Below are 17149 nucleotides of genomic sequence, written 5' to 3' on the forward strand. Positions count from 1 at the left end.
GTCAGCCGTCCTGCCCGGGGCCGTCGGTGGGCAGGCCGAGCGCGTCGGCGAGACCCTCCGGTCCGGTGCCGAGCTTGCGGTGGACGGCGGCCAGCCGCTGCCTGACCACCGCCACCGGCAGCTTCAGCTGGTCGGCGATCCGCTGCGGCGGCAGCGCCCGCACCGCCAACTCGGCGACCGCCAGCTCCTCCGGGTTGAGGGTGACCTTGTTCGGTACCAGCGCCCGGCTGGGCTGCAGGCCGGACGCGGCCAGCACGTTGCGGGCCCGCACCTCCAGGCCGTCCGCCCCGCAGTGCTTGGCCAACTCCATTCCCTGGTAGAGGTGTTCGGCGGCCTCCAGGCTGCGGCCGACCTGCACCAGAGCGGCGCCGAGATCGACCAGCGCGTGCGCGTGCTCGTAACTGGCCGGGGAGCGGCCGAGCCAGCCGACCGCCTCCTGGAGCAGTTCGACGGCGTGCGGGCCCTCCCACACGCTGGCGGCCAGCCGCAGCGCGCTGCCGATCGCCGACGGCGAACCGGACTCCCGGGCCCGGGCCACCGCGTCGTCGCCGTTCTTCCGGGCGGAGGGCAGGTCCCGGTGCGCCATCGCCACGGCCAGGTGACCGGCCCACGGCGCGTGCACGGTGGAACGCCAGCCGCGCTTGTCCAGCCGCATGCCGGTCTCGGCGAGCACCTCGACGGCCATGTCGTAGTCGCCGCGGGAGATCAGCAGCTTGCCGTAGATGGTGGCGACGTCGGGCAGCACCAGCGCGGTCTGGTGGTACGGCGGCGAGAACCGGTACTTCTGCGCCACCTCCCAGGCCTCCCGGTCGCGGCCGCGGGCCAGCAGGGTGTCGATCAGTGAGCCGACCAGGTTCCACTGGAGCGGCAGTCCGGTGCCCATCCGGTCGGCGATCCGCAGGCCCCGGCGCAGGAAGTCCTCGGCCTCCGGGAGGAAGCCGCGGCGCAGCCGGGCGAAGCCCATCAGGAAGTAGGCGAAGCCGCGGTGCGCGCCGCTCCACCCGGCGATCTCGAACTCCAGGATGGCGGAGCTGAACAGCTTCTCGGCGCGGGCGAGTTCGTCGTTGTAGGCGAAGCAGAGGCCGAGCAGCGCGGGCAGTTCGAAGTTCCAGGTGGTGTTGGTCCAGCCGAGGCTGCGGGACAGCCGGCCGTTGACCAGCGCGTCCTCGGCGGCCCGCAGTGCCTCGGTGCTGGGGCCGCCCTTGAGGGTGAGGTCCCAGGCGTGCAGGGCGCGCACCGGCCGGGAGGCCTCGCTCTCCTCCTCGACCTGCGCGGCGAGTTCGGCGACCTTGCGGGCCCGTTCGGGGCCGTTGTCCTCGTCGCGCCGCAGGGCGGTGTACAGCAGGTGGGCGGTCAACAGCCGGACCCGGCCGAGGCCGTCGGGAGTGTTCTCGGCCTCGGCCAGGCAGAGCCGGGCGGCGCCGTTCAGGTCGCCGCCGTGGGCGGTCACCTCGGACAGCCGGAACACCGCCTCGACCCGCAGGTCGGCGCTCAGGCCGTCCTCGATGTCGAGCGCGCGGCGCAACTGGTTGGCGGTCGCCTCGGGGTCGGTGAGCAGCGCGGCGCTGCCGAGTTCGTACAGCACCTCGGCGCGGTCGTCCACGTCCGGCGGCTCGGCGAGGGCGCGTTCCAGACAGCGGCGGGCGGCTTCGGGGGCGCCGATGGCGAGGTTCTCGGCGGCGGCCCGGCGCAGCTTGCGGACCATCGCGTCGTCGCCCTCGCCGGGGTGGGTCTCCAGCAGGTGGCGGGAGGCGGCGAGCAGCGAGCCGCCCCGGTCCTCGATCGCGGTGGCGGCGACACCGTGCATTCCGGCGCGGGTGGCCTCCGGGATCGACTGGTAGATCGAGGTGGCGATCAGCGGGTGGACGAACTCCAGCCTGCCGTTGGGCTGGGTGGTCAGCACCCGCATCCGGCGCAGTTCGCGGACCGACTGGATGGTCTGCGAGGGGCCCTGGGCGCAGATCGCGGCGGCCAGGTCCTCGTTGATGTCGGTGCCGAGCAGCGCAGCGGCCCAGGCGAACTGGAGGACGGTCGGGCCGAGTTTGTCGAGCCAGTAGTCGCGGCCCTGGCCCCGGGCGGCCGCGGCAAGGTCGCGCAGCCGGGGCGAGTTCTCCTCGATGGGTTCGAGGTTCTGGTCGCGCACCTCGCGCAGCAGGGCGACGGTGTCGAACGGGGCGCCGGCGGTGACGGCCCACACCTGGCGGCAGAACGCGTCGTCGGCCTCGGCGAATTCGGCGTGCACGATCTCGGCGATCGACAGCGGGTTGAGCGGCAGCAGGTCGTGCCGCCGCTCGGCGCGTTCCTGGATCTGCAGGACGAGCGGGCGGCCCGCGTCGTCGAACTCCTGGCGGTAGGCGAAGACCAGCAGCACCGGAAGCTCGCGGGCGCGAACCGCGAACGAGGCCAGCCAGGTCAGTGACTCCTGGTCGACCACATGCAGGTCGTCGATCACCACGACCAGCGGGGCCCGCCGGGGCGCGAGTTGGGTGATGACGAAGTCCAGGCCGTCGTGCACGCCCTGCGGGTCGATCCGCTCGCGCGTGTCGGGCGGCGGGGCCAGGCCGACGGCCGGCGCGACGATGTTGTACCAGTTGCCGAACACCTCGGTGCGCTCGTCCGGGTCCAGAGTGCCGAGGACGGGCAGCAGTAGTTGCCGCAGGACACGGAACGGCTCGTGCTTCTGCCGTTCGCTGCCGCGGGCGAACAGCACGGTGGGGTCCTTGCGGGCCCCGGCGATCCGGCGGACCTGTTCGAGCATCGTGGTCTTGCCCATGCCGGGTGGCCCGGAGAACAGCAGCAGTTCACCGATCTTGGTGCCGCCCGCGGCGAACTCCCGGCACAGTTTGTCCACGGCCTGTTCGGCGGAGTGGAGTTCCTTTTCGCGCTCCCACAGCCGCTGGCCGGCTGTTCCCTCCCCGGCCGCCGATTCCTGCGGCCTGCTCTGTCCTTCGGCCACGTCCGTCCTTCCGACTCGCCTTCCCGGCACTCCGTTTCCGACCCTAGCGCCGTCAAGGGCCGCTCGGGTGGCGTTCCCGCAGGCGGCGGACCTGGAGGGGAGCCGGAACGCCTGGTCAGGGGCAACCCGCTTACGCAGAGCCACCTCTGACGATCAGTCAGGGTTAACTCTTTCCGGTTTTCCAGGTGTAGTCGATCTTTGCCGGGGAAGACCGACGCCGGGCGCGAGCCCGAACCGACTTGACACACCAGCACATCAGGCCGCACTGGAGACACGTTGGCTGCCATACCCCCGCTCTTCTGCCCCATCCCCTCCGCCCTGCACCCCGCGCACGAGGAGGTCGGCAAGAGCACCGAAGTCTGGCTCGACGCAATGGGATTCACCGGAGACTCGGAACGCCGCCACCGCCTCCTGGCCATCGGCGCACACGAGTTCGTCTGCCGAATCGCCAAGGACGCCGAGGGCATCACGGGGCTGGAACTGGTCTCGCAATGGTTGTGCAGCATGCTCACGCTCGACGACGAGTGGGACACCGGCGGACTGAGTCGGGACCCCTCCCGTGTACTCACGATAGCAGCCACACTACTGGCCGTTATCAACTCCACCCCCTCCCACCGGGAGGAATCGGACATCTATGTCGCTTCGGTGCGTGACGTGTTCCGCCGGGCCCGGGACTGGGCCCCCGCGGTCGCCGTGAAACGTTGGGCGGACAGCCAGTTGGAGTCCTTCATGGGCGCCGCCGCCGTCACGGCCTACCGTTCCCAGGGGCGGTCGATGTCACTGTCCGAGTACCTGACGATCGGCCCGCTGGACCGTGGCAGCCGCTCCTGCATCGAGATCATCGAGGTCTGCGAGCGCACCGCCGTCCCGCAGTCCCAGCTGGACTCGCCGCGGGTGCACGCACTCACCGAGGCCGCCAAGTTCCTGGTGCTGATCTCCTCCGACATCTACTCGTACAGCCGCGAGGACAGCCACGGCGCGCTGGAGAGCAACATCGTCGATGCCCTGGAGCGACATCTGGGCTGCAAACGGGACCAGGCCCTGCTGGAGGCCGCCGCCCTGCACGACCGCACCATGTGCCTGTTCCTCCGCCTGTCGGACCGCGCCTCCCGCCGCGCCGGACCCGAACTGCGGCGCTACATCGCTCAGTTGTCCAACCTGGTGAGCGGAAACCTGGAGTGGGGATTCACCTCCGCCCGCTACACCACGCGCGTGCCCGGCGTCGTCCCGGTCGCCGAACGCGCCATTCGCCCTGCCGACGGCCGGCTCACCCCGCCGCCCTACCCCGAGATCGCCTGGTGGTGGGAACAGCTGTGGTGACAGCCCCCTGACAACCCCCTGACAGCCCTGACTGCCGTGACAGTCGTGACGGTCTGCCGAGGGCTCCCTGCCCGCTCCCTGCCGGCGACCTGATCGGCCAACAGCCGCCCCACGCTTCCCCGGCCGCGGTGCGAACCCGCCCATCCGGACATCACATCACACCCCTCCCACGGCCCCGGCCCGCGCCACGCGCCCGGGGCCGAAGCGTGCCCGCAGCGGTGGCGTACCGGCTCCGACCGGCCCAGAAAGGCTGGCGAACGGCGGCCCGGCGTGGTCACGTCGGGTCAATGTCCGACCCGTCGGGTCCGATCCGATCCACCGTCAAGGAGTGAACCCTCATGACCATCGCCGTCGACAAGCTCTCCGACCCGGCGGTACGCCGCCTGCTCGGCGCCGTCAACTCCGGCAACCGGGATGCCTTCTTCGCCGCCCTCACCGACGACGCCACGATGTCCGACGACGGCGCCGACCGCGACCTGGCGGACTGGGCGGACCGGGAGATCTTCTCCTCGCACGGTCACATCGAGGTGCAGACCGAGAAGTCCGGCGGCCGCACCCTGGTCGCCGACTACCGCAACGACACCTGGGGCGAGATGCGCACCGCCTGGCGCTTCACCGTCGCCCCGGACGGCCGGGTCAGCCGCTTCGAAACCGGCCAGGCCTGACCGCCCGGCCAACGCTCAGACCCGGACCGGCAGGCACTGCCGGACGGCCGTGATCAGCGCCCGCGAGCGGATGTCCCCGGTGACGCCCGGCTGCATGCCGTTGGTGACGTAGCCGAAGCCGATGCCCAGCTCCGGATCGGCGAAGCCCAGCGAACCGCCGCGGCCCGGATGGCCGAAGCTCGCCGGGGACGCCATCGGCGAGGTGCCGCTGTGCCGGAAGAAGCCCTGGCCGAAGGTGGTGTTGACGATCAGCACCCGGTCCGGCCCGCGCACCGAGGGACCGACCGCCTCGGCCAGGGTGGCCGGCTCGAACAGCGCGGGCACCCGCTGCCCGGCCCCGTCCGCCCGGTCGGTGGCTCCGATCAGCGACGCGTAGAACCGGGCCAGCGACCGGGCGGTGCCGATGCCGCCCGCACCCGGCACCTCGACGGCCTGCACCACCGGGTCGTTCAGGTCCACGCTGCTGCACACCGAGCCGAACGAGCGGGCCGTCAGCGAGCGCGGGTCCCGATAGGCGTCCACCACCGACTGCTTGGGACGTATCCGCATCCCGCCCGGCCCCGCCTTGGCCACCTCCGGCGCGGGCAGCTCGACCAGCCGCCCGACCCGGCCGGACTCGGCGGCGGGCAGGCCGATCCACAGGTCCAGGTCGAGCGGGGCGGCGATCTCCTCCGCGAAGTACCGCCCGACGCTGCGGCCGGTGGCCCGCCGCACCACCTCACCGACCAGCCAGCCGAAGGTCAGCGGGTGGTACCCGTGCGCGGTGCCCGGCTCCCACGCCGGGGCCTGCGCGGCGACGGCCGCCGCGGCCGGATCCCACGCCAGCACGTCCTCGATCCGCAGCGGCACGTCCAGCGCGGGAAGGCCGGCCTGGTGCGCCAACAGCCAGCGCACCGGGATCCGCTCCTTGCCGGCCTGCGCGAACTCCGGCCAGTACGCGGACACCGGCGCGTCCAGGTCGAGCAGCCCGCGCTGCACCAGCAGCAGCGCGGCGGCAGCCGTCAGCCCCTTGGTGACCGACCGCAGCACCTGCGCCGTCCCGGCCTCCCACCGCACCGCCGGCACCGGCCCGGCACCCACCTCGGGACAGGCGTCACCGCCCCATAGGTCGACCACCTTCCGGCCGTCCAGATACAGCGCGAACGCCGCACCCAACTCCCCGTACTGCCGGAAGTTGCCCTCGAAGGCCGCCCTGACCGGCTCGAACCCGTCCGCCGTGAACCCCTGGATCTCCACCCGCCCACCTTAGACACCACCCCCCGCGACCTGCGGCGGGGCCCTTCGGCGGCCGGCCGGCTCCTTCTCCATGGGCTACTCCACCGTCCAACCGATGTGCCCGATGCCGGAGGAGTAGATGGCGCAGTGACCGGCCGACTCCTGGGTCTCGCCCGGCTGGGCCGTCACCGAGGTGCCCGAAACGTCCGGCGCGAGGCCGCACACGATGTCGGCGTGGAAGGTGATCGGCTCGCCGGTGTTGTTGGTGCAGAGCACTCCTCCGGTCAGTGGGTCGTTCTCGTGCACCCAGGTGGTGCAGTCCAGCCCCGAGCGGACGGCGCCGGGCGCCGACGCGGCCGCGGCGGGCAGCGCGGTGCCGAGCGCGACCAGGGCGGCGGCGACGGACAGAACAACGACGCGGTTCCTCAACGCTCCTCCAAAGAAAGGTAACTGACGATCCGACAGCTGACTTTCCCAACTCCGCCGCTCCGTATACCAACTCTTTAGGGTGACACCGGCCGCCACTGGGCCAGAATGGCAGGCATGACCACCCCCGACTCCGACCCGCTGGACGAACTCGTCGACGTGGTCGACGAATACGACCGGGTCCTGCGCATCGCGCCCCGCTCCGAGGTCTACCGCGACAACCTGCTGCACCGCTGCGTCTTCGTGCTGGTCCGCGACCCGCAGGGCCGGATCTTCACCCACCGCCGCACCGACACCAAGGCGTTCGCCCCCGGCGCCCACGACTGCTTCGTCGGCGGCGTGGTCGGCGCCGGCGAAAGCTACGCGGACGCCGCCGTCCGGGAGGCCGAGGAGGAACTCGGCGTCACCGGCATCCGCACCCGCCCCTTGTTCCGCTTCCGCTACACCGACGGCGACCGGTTCAGCTGGTGGTCCGACGTCCACGAGGCCGAGTGGGACGGCCCGGTCCACCCGCAGGCCGAGGAAATCGCCTGGTACACCTGGCTCACCGAGGACGAACTCACCGACCGCCTCGCCGCCTGGGAATTCGTCCCCGACGGCCGGGAGGCCTGGCGCCGCTACCTGGAACAGCGCCCCGGCCGCTGACCTCCCTTGTTGACGCCCGTCCACGCTGTCCCGCACCACCCCGACGAACTAGGGTGGGCCGCATGGCTTCCCGTACGCCGTCCGTGGCCCCCCTCGCCGAGGAACAGCAGCCCGCCCGCACCCCCCGGCGGCGGCTCACCGTCGACGAACGCCGCGAACAACTCATCGCGGTGGCCCTCGAATTGTTCTCGGACCGGGCCCCCGAGGACGTCTCCATCGACGACATCGCGGCCGCCGCCGGCGCCTCCCGCCCGCTCGTCTACCACTACTTCCCCGGCAAGCAGGCCCTCTACGAGGAGGCCCTGCGCCGGGCCGGCCGGGAACTCGCCGGACGCTTCGAGGAAACCGCCGACGGCCCGCTCTCCGAACGCCTCTACCGCGTCATGGGCCGCTACCTGGACTTCGTCCAGTCCCACGAGGCCGGCTTCACCGCCCTGCTGCGCGGCGGCTCGGTCGCCGCCAGCCCCGACGCCGACGCCGTCATCGACCAGGTCCGGCGCGCCGCCCAGGAACAGATCCTCCGCCACCTCGGCCTCCCCGACCCCAGCCCCACCCTGCGCCGCACCGTCCGCGCCTGGATCGCCAACGCCGAGATCAGCTCCCTCGACTGGCTCGCCGACAAGCCCGTCCCCGCCGAGACCCTGCAACTCCACCTGGTCCAGGAACTCGTCGCCGCCCTCGCCGTCGCCGCCACCCGCGACCCCGAACTCGCCGCACTCTTCGCCGAGTTCCTCGCCGCCGAACACCCCAACGGCCCCACCGCCCACCTCATCCGCGACCTCACCACCACCCTCGCCCCGCTCACCCCCACCCTCCTCCACCTGGCCACCCCACCCACCCCCTGACGCCACCCCCACGCCCACTCCCCCGACGCCCCGTCACCTCACGTCGCTCAACACCCCCCACCCGCACGCCCTCTCCGCCACCTGACGCCCCAACCACCCACCCCCAACGCCCTTTCACCCCCGCACCACCCAAACCCCCACCCCCACACCACAGGCACCCCCTCCCCTCCCCCACCCGCACCACCCACCCCACCCCCACCCGCACCACCCACCCCACCCCCGACGACCCCGCATCCCACGTCGTCAGCGTCTGATAAAAAGTGGCTGAACTGTCCACACCCGAGAACGAGGGGGCTCGGCGAATGACGCAGGAAGGCTTCGCCGCCGCAGACCGGATCACGGCCACACTGGACGCGGCGTCCGCCGCACTTCTCGGCAGCCGCGCCACCCACTACCCCATCGACGCGTTCACCGCGTTCCGCCGGCCCCAACACCCGGCCGCCAAGGCCCTTTTCGGTCTGCGGATCAGCCAGATCGGCCCAGGCCTGCTCTCCGTCCCGAAGCTCGGCACGGTGATCGAGGTCTCCGCCAACCGCCGCCCGAACGCGAGCGCCGGCCGCGAGGCCGTCCCGGTCCTGACGCAGCGTTTCGCCGCCTCCGCCCTGGGCCTGACCGACGCCCCGTCGGTCTCCGCGCTGCGGTTGCACGCCGAGCCGACCCCGGTGGACAGCGAGCCGCTGGCCGGGTTCACCCAGTCCCTCGCGGCCCTGGCCGAACCTCGCGTCACGGTCGCCCCTGACGAGCTGTCGACCGGTTCGGGCGTCGAGGCGCGCCTGGTGGTCCCGCCGGCGTTCCACACCCTGACGGTCCGTGGTTCGGGCAACGCCCTGTCCGCCCATCTCACCGAGACCGCCGAGGAGTTGTTCTCCGGTGCGTCCCCGGCCGAGCGCAACGACTTCGCCGTGGTGGCGGCGCTGCTCGCCGAGCAGTTCGCCGCCGCGAACGTCGCCTACGCGGGTGTCGCGACGCTGCTGGTGAACGGCCGCCGCTCGCGGGTCTCGCTGGTGGTGTCGACCGTCCCGTGCGCGCAGCCGATCCAGGAGCTGGCGGTGGAACTGTCCACCGAGCGCCCGTTCTCCGAGGTATGGACGGTGCTGCTCCCGGCCGGCCCGGCCGCGGTGCTGGTGGAGAACCGCGCGATGCCCGCCCTGAAGGAGTTGCGCGACGAGCGCCCCGGCGGCGTGGTGCACAGTTCGGTGGTCGAGGCGTTCGTGCCGATGCCGGACGGGGCGACGGTCCTGACGGTCCAGCTGACCACCTCCGACACCGAGGACTGGGACGTCTACACCTCGGTCTTCGCCGACCTGCTCTGCTCGGTCCAACTCGCTTGGGACGGCGTGGCCGTGGCCCCCGCCCCGGTGCCGGTCGGCCGGGCCGTTCCCGCCCACAGCCCGGCCCCTGCGGCGCAGTCCGCCGCGCCGTCGGTGCCCGTCGCCCCGCCGGCTCCGGTCGTGGCGCCCGAGCAGCCCGACGCCCCGGCCGGCACCTCGGTGCGGGTCCCACCCTCGGAGTTCAACCCCTTCGCGGCCCCGGCCCCCACCGATCAGCCGGCCCAGCAACCGTCCCCGGTACTGGCCTCCGCCGACCCGTTCGGCGCCCCGGCCCAGGCCCCGGTGGCCCCGGAAGAGCCCGCCAAGGGCACCACCGTCCGGGTCCCCCCGGAGGACTTCAACCCCTTCGGCGCCCCCGCCCCGGCCTCCGCCGCCCCGGCCCAACCCGCCCCGGCTGCCGACCCGTTCGGCGCCGCGCCCGAGCCCTCCGTATCGGAGCCCGAACCGGAAGCCGCCGACCCCACCAAGGGGCGGCTCGTCAAGATCCCCCCAGCGGACTTCAACCCGTTCGGCGCCCCCGCCCCGGCAGCCCCCGCCGCCGCCCCGGAACCCGCCACCCCGACCGCCGACCCCTTCGGCGCACCCGACCCCTTCGCCGCGGCCGAACCCTCCGCAGCGGCCGACCCGTTCGCCGCACCTGAACCCTCCGCATCGGAGCCCGAACCGGAAGCCGCCGACCCCACCAAGGGCCGCCTGGTCAAAATTCCCCCGGCCGACTTCAACCCCTTCGGCGCCCCCGCCCCGGCAGCCCCCGCCGCCGCCCCGCAACCCGCCACCCCGACCGCCGACCCCTTCGGCGCACCCGACCCCTTCGCCGCGGCGGACCCTTTCGGCGCACCCGCCACACCCGCCGCACCCCACGCACCGGTACCCGAGCCCGAACCGGAAGCCGCCGACCCCACCAAGGGCCGCCTGGTCAAGATCCCCCCGGCGGACTTCAACCCCTTCGGCGCCCCGGCCCCGGCCGCGCAGAGTACCGACGCCGCCGAGGAACCGGAGGAGGCCGACCCCACCAAGGGCCGCCTGGTCAAGATCCCCCCGGCCGACTACAACCCCTTCGGCGCCCCCGCCCCGGCAGCCCCCGCCGCTCCGGCACCCGCCCCGGCCGCCGCACCTGCGCCCGCGCCTGCCCGCGCGGCCTCCGCCGACCCGTTCGGCACGGTCCTGTCCTCCGAGCCCTCCGACCCGTTCGGCACCGTCACCGGACCGCCGACCAACATCCCGCCCCGGCCCACCGCCCCGCCGGCGGTCCCCGCCCCGGCCGACCCGCCGGAGCAGGCCGACCCGACCAAGGGCCGCCTGGTCAAGATCCCCCCGGCGGACTTCAACCCCTTCGGGGCCCCGGCCCCGGCCGCACAGAACACCGACGCCGCCGAGGAGACGGAGGAGGCCGACCCCACCAAGGGCCGCCTCGTCAAGGTCCCCCCGGCCGACTACAACCCGTTCGGTGGCCTCTCCGCACCCCCGGCCCCGGCGGCGGCCCCGCAGTCCCCGCCGCCCCCGCCGGCCTACAGCCCTTTCGGCTGATCCGCACCTGACGAACGGCGAGCCCACCCCGGGCTCGCCGTTCCGCATTCCCGGCCGCCAGCCCCGCCGGGCCCGCCGCGCCACCAAGCCCGCCGACCTGCATCGCTGGCCTCGCCCCCTCCGGACGACCGGAACGGCCCCTCGCCACACACGAATCGGCGACCCGGTGCTCCAATGACCGCCGCCCGGACCCTCCTCCGCCCACCGCACCCAACCGTCAACCACGACCGAAGACTTGATGCCCACCTACGCCCGCACCGAACTGCTGCACATCCCCATCCCGGACGGCCACGCCGACGCCCTCGTCGCCATGCCCACGGAAGGCGGCCCACACCCGGCGGTACTGATGTACCCGGACGGCTTCAGCATCCGCCCCGTCCAGCGCGAACCGGCCCGCGAGCCGACCGATCACGGGTCCTACGTGCTCGTCCCCAACCTGTTGCGCCGGTGCTCGAACTCCCCCCGTACATCGGGGAGGACACCCGCGCCGAGCTCTTCGGCCGACTGATGCCGCTGATCACGGCGCACCCGCGCCGGCACGCCCTGCGCGACGCCGACGCCTACCTCCAATTCCTCGCCACCCGCCCCGAGGTCGCCGCCGGACCGATCGCCGTGACGGGCTACTGCATCGGCGGCCTCCAGGCCGTCCGCACCGCCGCCGCCCACCCGGACCGGGTCGCCGCCCTCGCCGCGTTCCACGCCCCGGTGGCCGCCGACGGTCCCGAACTCTTCGCCGAACTCACCGCGGAGGTCCATCTCGGCCATGCCGCAAGCGACTTGACCGCCGAGGCCCTCGCCGAGCTGAACAGCGATCTCGATGCCGCCGGGGTCCGCCACACCTCCGAGATCTATCCCGGCACCGTCCACGGCTTCACCATGTCCGACACCGACGCCTTCGACCCCGCTGCTCTCCACCTCCACTGGACCCGCCTGCTCCCCCTCCTCTCACGCACCCTCACCACCACCTGACGCCCGGCCCGCCTGCTCCCCCTCCCCTCTCGCGCACCCTGACCACCGCCCGGCACCCGACCTGTCAGTACACCCTGCAACGATCTCCGCATCCCGAACCGAAGGAGATCACCATGGGCGCCTGGGACATCGGACCGTTCGACAACGACACCGCCGCCGACTTCGCGGGCGACCTCGACGACGCCACCCCGGAGCAGCGCGAAGACCTGATCCGCGCCGTCCTCGGCGGCGGTGTCGGCGGCGGTGCCGGCGGCGGTGTCGGCGGCGGTGTCGGCGGCGGTGTCGGCGGCGGTGCCGCCGAGCTCGACGACCTGGACGCCGACAGCGGCAGCCAGATCGTGGCCGCGGCCGCCCTGGTCGCCGCCCAATGCCCGGGCGGCACCCCGATCACCACCGCATACGGCCCGGCCCACCCGCTGCCAAGCTTCGACCCCGCCATACGCCGGCTCGCCCTGGACGCGCTGGCCGGCGTCCTCGGCGAGGGCTCCGAACTCGCCGAACTCTGGGACGAATCGGACGAGGGCCCGGCCTGGCGCGCCGTGGTGGAGCAACTCCGGGCCGTTCTGTCCGGGGCCTGACGCCGTCTCAGGCCCCTCCTCGCTCGGTGTCGATCTCCTCGGCCAGCACCGCCATCCGGTACAGCGCGACGAAGTACCGCGAGGCGTAGCCGTCAGCGGCGAAGGTCGGCAGCAGCTGGTCGAGCAGAACTATTCGACTGCGCAGGTGCTCGCGGTGCCGGGCGCCGAGCGGCGGGCCGTCGAGGACGTTGGCGGCGAAGCCGGCGAGGACGGTGTCCAGGGTGACCAGGCAGGTGCCTTCGGGGTTCTGGTCGTACCAGCCGCTGGGGAACCGCATGGCGTTGAACTCGGCCCAGAGGCACGCCAGCAGGTCGGTCTTCTCGTCCGCCATGATGGTGATCATGCCGCACGCGAGCCCTGCTGTGAACGCGTCACGGGCACGACTTCCGTGGGCCGCCCGAAACCCTCAGCCGGCCCGGCGAGCCAGGTGCACCACGTCGGGAACCCCGCGCTCGACGGCGATCTCCTCGGTGCGGACATCGATGAACCCGGCGTCCCGCAGCGCCTGTTCGAAGGCAGCGGACGGCTGGGCGCTCCACACCGCGAGGACGCCGCCGGGCCGGAGCCGGGCCGCGGCATTGGCCAGGCCGACGGGGCCGTACAGCGCGTCGTTCTCCTCGCCGACCGTCCAGTCGGGCCCGTTGTCGATGTCGAGACAGAGCGCGTCGTAGCGTTCCACGGCCGAACCGAGATACGCCACCAGATCGGCGTGCACCACCTCGACCCGGGGATCGTCCAGCGCGCCGGCGGAGAACGCACCGAGCGGACCGCCCCGGTGCCAGTCGATGATCGCCCCCTCGCGCTCGACCACGGCGATCCGCCCCCACCGGGGCTCGGCAGCGGCGTACGCCAGCGAGAAGCCGACCCCCAGCCCGCCGATCAGCACACTCGGCCCGGCGGCCGCCCCCAGCGAGTCCAGCGCCGCCTGGATCAGCAGCCGTTCGGAACGCCCGTCGGCGGTGTCCATCAGGAAGCACCCGTTCGCGATGATCTCGTAATGCCCGCCGCGCCGCCGCAGCACCACCTCGCCGTACGGCCCGTCCCGCCGGTCGATCACTTCGGCGTCGGGCAGGCCCCGCCGGCTGGGCAGCACGGACATCCGGCAACTCCTGGTGTGCGCTCGGTCACAGACCATCCGACCCTAGCCGATCGCACCGCCCGGACCCATCGCATTTCCTACCCCTGCCCGTCCAGCACCGGCCCGGCCACGGCGACCGGCGTCTCCCCCTCGCGCGGGCTGCGCCGGCCGCGCCGCTCCAGCCACTTGGCCAGCCAGGACAGCAGCAGACACATGCCGATGTAGATCGGGGTGATCACCATCACCACGGGGATGAACGGCAGGTCGTAGTCCAGGTTGGTGGCGATCAGCTTCCCGGCGTGCAGGAACTCCTCGTAGGTGATCAGGAAGCCCAGCGAGGTGTCCTTCAGCGCCACCACCAGCTGGCTGACGATGGTCGGCGCCATCGCCCGGGTGGCCTGCGGCACCAGCACGTACGTCATCACCTGGGTCTTCCGCAGGCCGAGCGCGAACGCGGCCTCCTGCTGCCCCTTGGGAACGGCGAGCACGCCGGCCCGGAACACCTCGGCCAGCACCGAGCCGTTGTACAGCGTGAGGCCGGCCACCAGGGCCCACAGCGGTTCGACCTTGAGGGCGACGAAGATGAAGAAGATCATCACCAGCAGCGGCATGGCCCGGAAGAACTCCACCACCACGGTGGACGCCAGGCGCACCGGCCGGTGGTCGGAGAGCCGTCCGGCGGCGAACAGCGCGCCGAACGGGAGCGCGAACAGCACCGTCCAGCCGAACGCCTTCAGGGTGTTGCCGAGGCCGCGCAGCAGCAGCTCCTGCACGCCCTTGTACTGGAAGGCCGTCCACTTCTGGTAGGTGAACTGGTCGGTGTGGAACAGCATCCAGATCACCCAGCCGACCACTGCGGCGATCACCAGCAGCGCCAGGAGGCCGTACAGCCGGTGCCGGGCCAGCGCCTTCGGCCCGGGCACGTCGTACAGCGCGGAGGACTCCGTCGTCATCGGGACACCGCCACCCGTCGCTCCAGTAGGTTGAACAGGGCGCTGATCGCCAGCGTGATGATCAGATAGCCGACCGCGATCCAGATGAAGGTCCAGACGATGCTGTAGCCCAGCTCGTTGATCGTCCGGTAGGTACCGAGCAGTTCGACCACGCTGAACGAACCGGCGATCGCCGTGTTCTTCGCCAGCGCGATCATCACACTGCCCAGCGGGGCGACCACCGAGCGGTACGCCTGCGGCAGCACCACCAGGTTCAGCGTCTGACCGAACGTCATGCCCAGGCTGCGGGCCGCCTCGCCCTGCCCGACCGGCACCGTGTTCACCCCGGAACGCAGCGCCTCGCAGACGAACGCCGAGGTGTAGCAGCCCAGTGCCAGCACGGCGAAGGTGAAGAACGGCAGCGTGATGTGGAACCGGGGCAGGCCCAGCACCACGATGAAGAACAGCAGGGTCAGCGGGGTGTTCCGGAGCACCGTCACCCACCCGGTGCCGACGGCCCGCAGCGGCTTCACCGGCGAGACCCGGAAGCCCGCCATGACCACCCCGAGCACCAGCGCCAGCGCGGCACTGGCCAGGGTCAGCCACAGGGTGCCGAGGAAGCCGTGCCAGTAGGTGGACCAGTTGCTGGTCAGCACGTTCATCCGCGCCCCCTGCTCACTTGTACCGGTCGATGGCCGGGGGCTGCGGCGCGGGCACCCCGGAGAGGCCGAGTGTCGCGTCGTACGCCTTCTTCCAGTTGCCGTTGTCCATGTTCAGCTGCAGCGCGTCGTTGATCGCCATCCGCAGCACGGTGTCGTTCTTGGGAACGCCGATGCCGTACGGCTCGGTGGAGAACGGCTCCCCGACCATCTTCAGCTCGTCGGGGACCTTGGCCACATAGCCCTGCAGGATCGCGTTGTCGGTGGTGACGGCGTCGACCTGATTGCTGATCAGGTTGTCCACGCAGGCCGAGTAGGTGTCGTAGCCGACCAGCTTGGCCTTCGGATAGTCGGTCTGGATCCGCTGGTACGGGGTGGACCCGGCGGCCGAGCAGACCTTCCGGCCCGCCAGGTCCTGCGGGCCGTTGATCTTCGTCTCGCTCTTGCGGACCATCAGCGCCTGCCCGGCGATGAAGTACGGGCCGGCGAAGCCGACCAGCTTCTTGCGGTTGGCGTTGATGGTGTAGGTGCCCACGTAGTAATCGACCTGACCGTTCTGCAGCGCGGTCTCCCGGTTTGCGGAGGCGATGGTGCGGAACTCGATCTGGTTCGGCGCGAAGCCCAGGTCGGCGGCGACCATCTTGGCGATCTCGATGTCGAAGCCGGAGTACTCGCCGGTGGCCGGGTTCTTCTGGCCCAGGTACGGCTGGTCCTCCTTGGCGCCGATCACCAGGTGGCCGCGCGCCCGGGCCGCGTCCAGGGTCGGCGAACCGGTGACGGGGTTGCTGCGCACCTGGTAGCTGGGCAGCGCGCTCGGCTGCGGGCCCTTCGGCGGCGGGGTGCCCTCCTTGCCGCAGCCGGACAGGACGGCCAGCCCGGCCAGGCCGGGCAGCGCGGCGAGCAGCACGAGCGCCCGCAGTCTGTACCGCTGGTTCACCGCGCCGCCTCAGTGCTTCAGGATCTTGGACAGGAAGTCCCGGGCACGCTCGCTGCGCGGGTTCGCGAAGAACTCCTCGGGAACGCGGTCCTCGACGATCCTCCCGTCCGCCATGAAGACCACCCGGTTGGCGGCGGAACGCGCGAACCCCATCTCGTGGGTGACCACCACCATGGTCATCCCCTCGGCGGCCAGCGAGCGCATCACCTCCAGCACCTCGTTGATCATCTCGGGGTCGAGCGCCGAGGTCGGCTCGTCGAACAGCAGCGCCTTCGGGTCCATCGCCAGCGCCCGGGCGATCGCCACCCGCTGCTGCTGCCCGCCCGAGAGCTGCGACGGGTACTTGTCGGCCTGCGAGGCCAGCCCGACCCGCTCCAGCAGCGCCCGCCCCTTGGACTCGGCCTCCGGCTTTCCGCGCTTGCGCACCTTGATCTGGGCCAGCGTGATGTTCTGCAGCACCGTCCGGTGCGCGAACAGGTTGAAGGACTGGAACACCATCCCGACCTCGGCACGCAGCTTCGCCAGGCCCTTGCCCTCGGCGGGCAGCGGCTGACCTTCGATCAGGATGTCGCCGCTCTCCACCGGCTCCAGCCGGTTGATCGCCCGGCACAGCGTGGACTTCCCCGATCCGGACGGGCCGATCACCACCACGACCTCGCCGCGGCCCACCGTCAGGTCGATGTCCTGCAGCACGTGCAGTTGCCCGTAGTGCTTGTTCACCCGGCGCAGCTCGATCAGCGGCTCTCCGGCCGGCCGCCCCACGATCTCCTGCGGGGCCGTCACCTGGTGCGCCGGCCCTTCAGCAACCAGCCGAGCGCCGTCCCCGCGAGCAGTGTCGCCAGCAGCGCGATCCAGAGCGGGCAGGTGACGGTGAAGACCCAGAACTGGATCTTCACCTTGTCCAGGTTGGCGAACAGGAACCAGATCGCCAGCACCACAATGACGCCGATACCGATGTACCGGGTCGGGACACCACCGATCTCACTGCGCTGACCGGACGGAGAACCACCTGAAGTCTTTGTCACCCCGGCAGTCTGCGCCCGGCCCACCCGCCGACCGCCGCACC

Annotated in this window: 16 protein-coding genes and 1 pseudogene; 7 read left to right on the forward strand and 10 right to left on the reverse strand. The window is 72.2% G+C overall.

The annotated features are described in order from the left end of the window. Position 1: 1 nt before the first annotated feature. Positions 2–2956, reverse strand: coding sequence for an ATP-binding protein (locus ACFV18_RS10775; RefSeq protein ID WP_380481592.1), 2955 nt, complete (start codon positions 2954–2956; stop codon positions 2–4). A gap of 276 nt (positions 2957–3232) precedes the next feature. On the opposite strand from ACFV18_RS10775, the gene ACFV18_RS10780 reads away from it, so the two are divergent. After that, positions 3233–4276 carry a hypothetical protein gene (locus tag ACFV18_RS10780; protein ID WP_380481594.1) on the forward strand — a complete coding sequence of 348 codons (1044 nt, stop codon included), beginning with the start codon at positions 3233–3235 and terminating at the stop codon, positions 4274–4276. A 338-nt stretch (positions 4277–4614) separates the two neighbouring features. Beyond that, positions 4615–4941: a nuclear transport factor 2 family protein gene (locus ACFV18_RS10785; protein ID WP_380481596.1), complete on the forward strand. Its 327-nt coding sequence runs from the start codon at positions 4615–4617 to the stop codon at positions 4939–4941. A 15-nt stretch (positions 4942–4956) separates the two neighbouring features. On the opposite strand, the gene ACFV18_RS10790 is transcribed toward ACFV18_RS10785, so the two are convergent. Together ACFV18_RS10790 and ACFV18_RS10795 are read right to left on the reverse strand one after the other, a co-directional pair. Then, a complete protein-coding gene (locus tag ACFV18_RS10790; RefSeq protein WP_380481598.1) occupies positions 4957–6177 on the reverse strand; it encodes a serine hydrolase domain-containing protein in 1221 nt (406 codons plus the stop codon). A gap of 75 nt (positions 6178–6252) precedes the next feature. Next, positions 6253–6585, reverse strand: a complete 333-nt coding sequence (locus ACFV18_RS10795) for a hypothetical protein (protein WP_380481600.1) — start codon at positions 6583–6585, stop codon at positions 6253–6255. 114 nt (positions 6586–6699) lie between these two features. Here ACFV18_RS10795 and ACFV18_RS10800 point away from each other — a divergent pair, with 114 nt between their 5' ends. The 5 genes and pseudogenes from ACFV18_RS10800 (at position 6700) to ACFV18_RS10820 (ending at position 12477) form a co-directional block, all read left to right on the forward strand. Continuing rightward, complete coding sequence (locus ACFV18_RS10800; RefSeq protein ID WP_380481602.1) at positions 6700–7227, forward strand: NUDIX hydrolase; 528 nt, start codon at positions 6700–6702, stop codon at positions 7225–7227. A 62-nt stretch (positions 7228–7289) separates the two neighbouring features. Beyond that, entirely contained in the window at positions 7290–8072 is a 783-nt protein-coding gene (locus ACFV18_RS10805; RefSeq protein ID WP_380481604.1) for a TetR/AcrR family transcriptional regulator, read from the forward strand. A 302-nt stretch (positions 8073–8374) separates the two neighbouring features. Then, complete coding sequence (locus ACFV18_RS10810) at positions 8375–10930, forward strand: hypothetical protein (RefSeq protein ID WP_380481606.1); 2556 nt, start codon at positions 8375–8377, stop codon at positions 10928–10930. 238 nt (positions 10931–11168) lie between these two features. After that, positions 11169–11899: pseudogene (locus tag ACFV18_RS10815) on the forward strand (dienelactone hydrolase family protein). Between the two features lie 113 nt (positions 11900–12012). Next, on the forward strand, positions 12013–12477 hold the full coding sequence (locus ACFV18_RS10820) for a DUF4259 domain-containing protein (protein ID WP_380481608.1): 465 nt from the start codon (positions 12013–12015) through the stop codon (positions 12475–12477). Between the two features lie 7 nt (positions 12478–12484). Here ACFV18_RS10820 and ACFV18_RS10825 read toward each other — a convergent pair whose 3' ends face one another. The 7 genes from ACFV18_RS10825 to ACFV18_RS10855 form a co-directional block, all read right to left on the reverse strand. Beyond that, positions 12485–12808: a hypothetical protein gene (locus ACFV18_RS10825; RefSeq protein WP_380481610.1), complete on the reverse strand. Its 324-nt coding sequence runs from the start codon at positions 12806–12808 to the stop codon at positions 12485–12487. Between the two features lie 75 nt (positions 12809–12883). Continuing rightward, positions 12884–13576 carry a spermidine synthase gene (locus ACFV18_RS10830; RefSeq protein ID WP_380481612.1) on the reverse strand — a complete coding sequence of 231 codons (693 nt, stop codon included), beginning with the start codon at positions 13574–13576 and terminating at the stop codon, positions 12884–12886. A 77-nt stretch (positions 13577–13653) separates the two neighbouring features. Continuing rightward, entirely contained in the window at positions 13654–14508 is an 855-nt protein-coding gene (locus ACFV18_RS10835) for an amino acid ABC transporter permease (RefSeq protein ID WP_380481614.1), read from the reverse strand. Further along, positions 14505–15149 carry an amino acid ABC transporter permease gene (locus ACFV18_RS10840; RefSeq protein WP_380481616.1) on the reverse strand — a complete coding sequence of 215 codons (645 nt, stop codon included), beginning with the start codon at positions 15147–15149 and terminating at the stop codon, positions 14505–14507. The genes ACFV18_RS10835 and ACFV18_RS10840 overlap by 4 nt, the downstream gene beginning before the upstream one ends. 13 nt (positions 15150–15162) lie before the next feature. Continuing rightward, positions 15163–16083 carry a glutamate ABC transporter substrate-binding protein gene (locus tag ACFV18_RS10845; protein WP_380481618.1) on the reverse strand — a complete coding sequence of 307 codons (921 nt, stop codon included), beginning with the start codon at positions 16081–16083 and terminating at the stop codon, positions 15163–15165. Positions 16084–16092: 9 nt separating this feature from the next. Next, positions 16093–16821, reverse strand: a complete 729-nt coding sequence (locus ACFV18_RS10850) for an amino acid ABC transporter ATP-binding protein (protein ID WP_380481978.1) — start codon at positions 16819–16821, stop codon at positions 16093–16095. 41 nt (positions 16822–16862) lie between these two features. Next, positions 16863–17108, reverse strand: coding sequence for a LapA family protein (locus tag ACFV18_RS10855; protein ID WP_380481619.1), 246 nt, complete (start codon positions 17106–17108; stop codon positions 16863–16865). Positions 17109–17149 lie beyond the last annotated feature (41 nt).

The organism is Kitasatospora sp. NPDC059673, from assembly GCF_042734215.1.
GTDB lineage: Bacteria > Actinomycetota > Actinomycetes > Streptomycetales > Streptomycetaceae > Kitasatospora.

Coding starts and splice junctions, on each gene's coding strand:
- ACFV18_RS10785 (WP_380481596.1), top strand. CDS start 4,615: ATGACCATCGCCGTCGACAAGCTCTCCGACCCGGCGGTACGCCGCCTG.
- ACFV18_RS10800 (WP_380481602.1), top strand. CDS start 6,700: ATGACCACCCCCGACTCCGACCCGCTGGACGAACTCGTCGACGTGGTC.
- ACFV18_RS10805 (WP_380481604.1), top strand. CDS start 7,290: ATGGCTTCCCGTACGCCGTCCGTGGCCCCCCTCGCCGAGGAACAGCAG.
- ACFV18_RS10810 (WP_380481606.1), top strand. CDS start 8,375: ATGACGCAGGAAGGCTTCGCCGCCGCAGACCGGATCACGGCCACACTG.
- ACFV18_RS10820 (WP_380481608.1), top strand. CDS start 12,013: ATGGGCGCCTGGGACATCGGACCGTTCGACAACGACACCGCCGCCGAC.
- ACFV18_RS10825 (WP_380481610.1), bottom strand. CDS start 12,808: ATGGCGGACGAGAAGACCGACCTGCTGGCGTGCCTCTGGGCCGAGTTC.
- ACFV18_RS10830 (WP_380481612.1), bottom strand. CDS start 13,576: ATGTCCGTGCTGCCCAGCCGGCGGGGCCTGCCCGACGCCGAAGTGATC.
- ACFV18_RS10835 (WP_380481614.1), bottom strand. CDS start 14,508: ATGACGACGGAGTCCTCCGCGCTGTACGACGTGCCCGGGCCGAAGGCG.
- ACFV18_RS10840 (WP_380481616.1), bottom strand. CDS start 15,149: ATGAACGTGCTGACCAGCAACTGGTCCACCTACTGGCACGGCTTCCTC.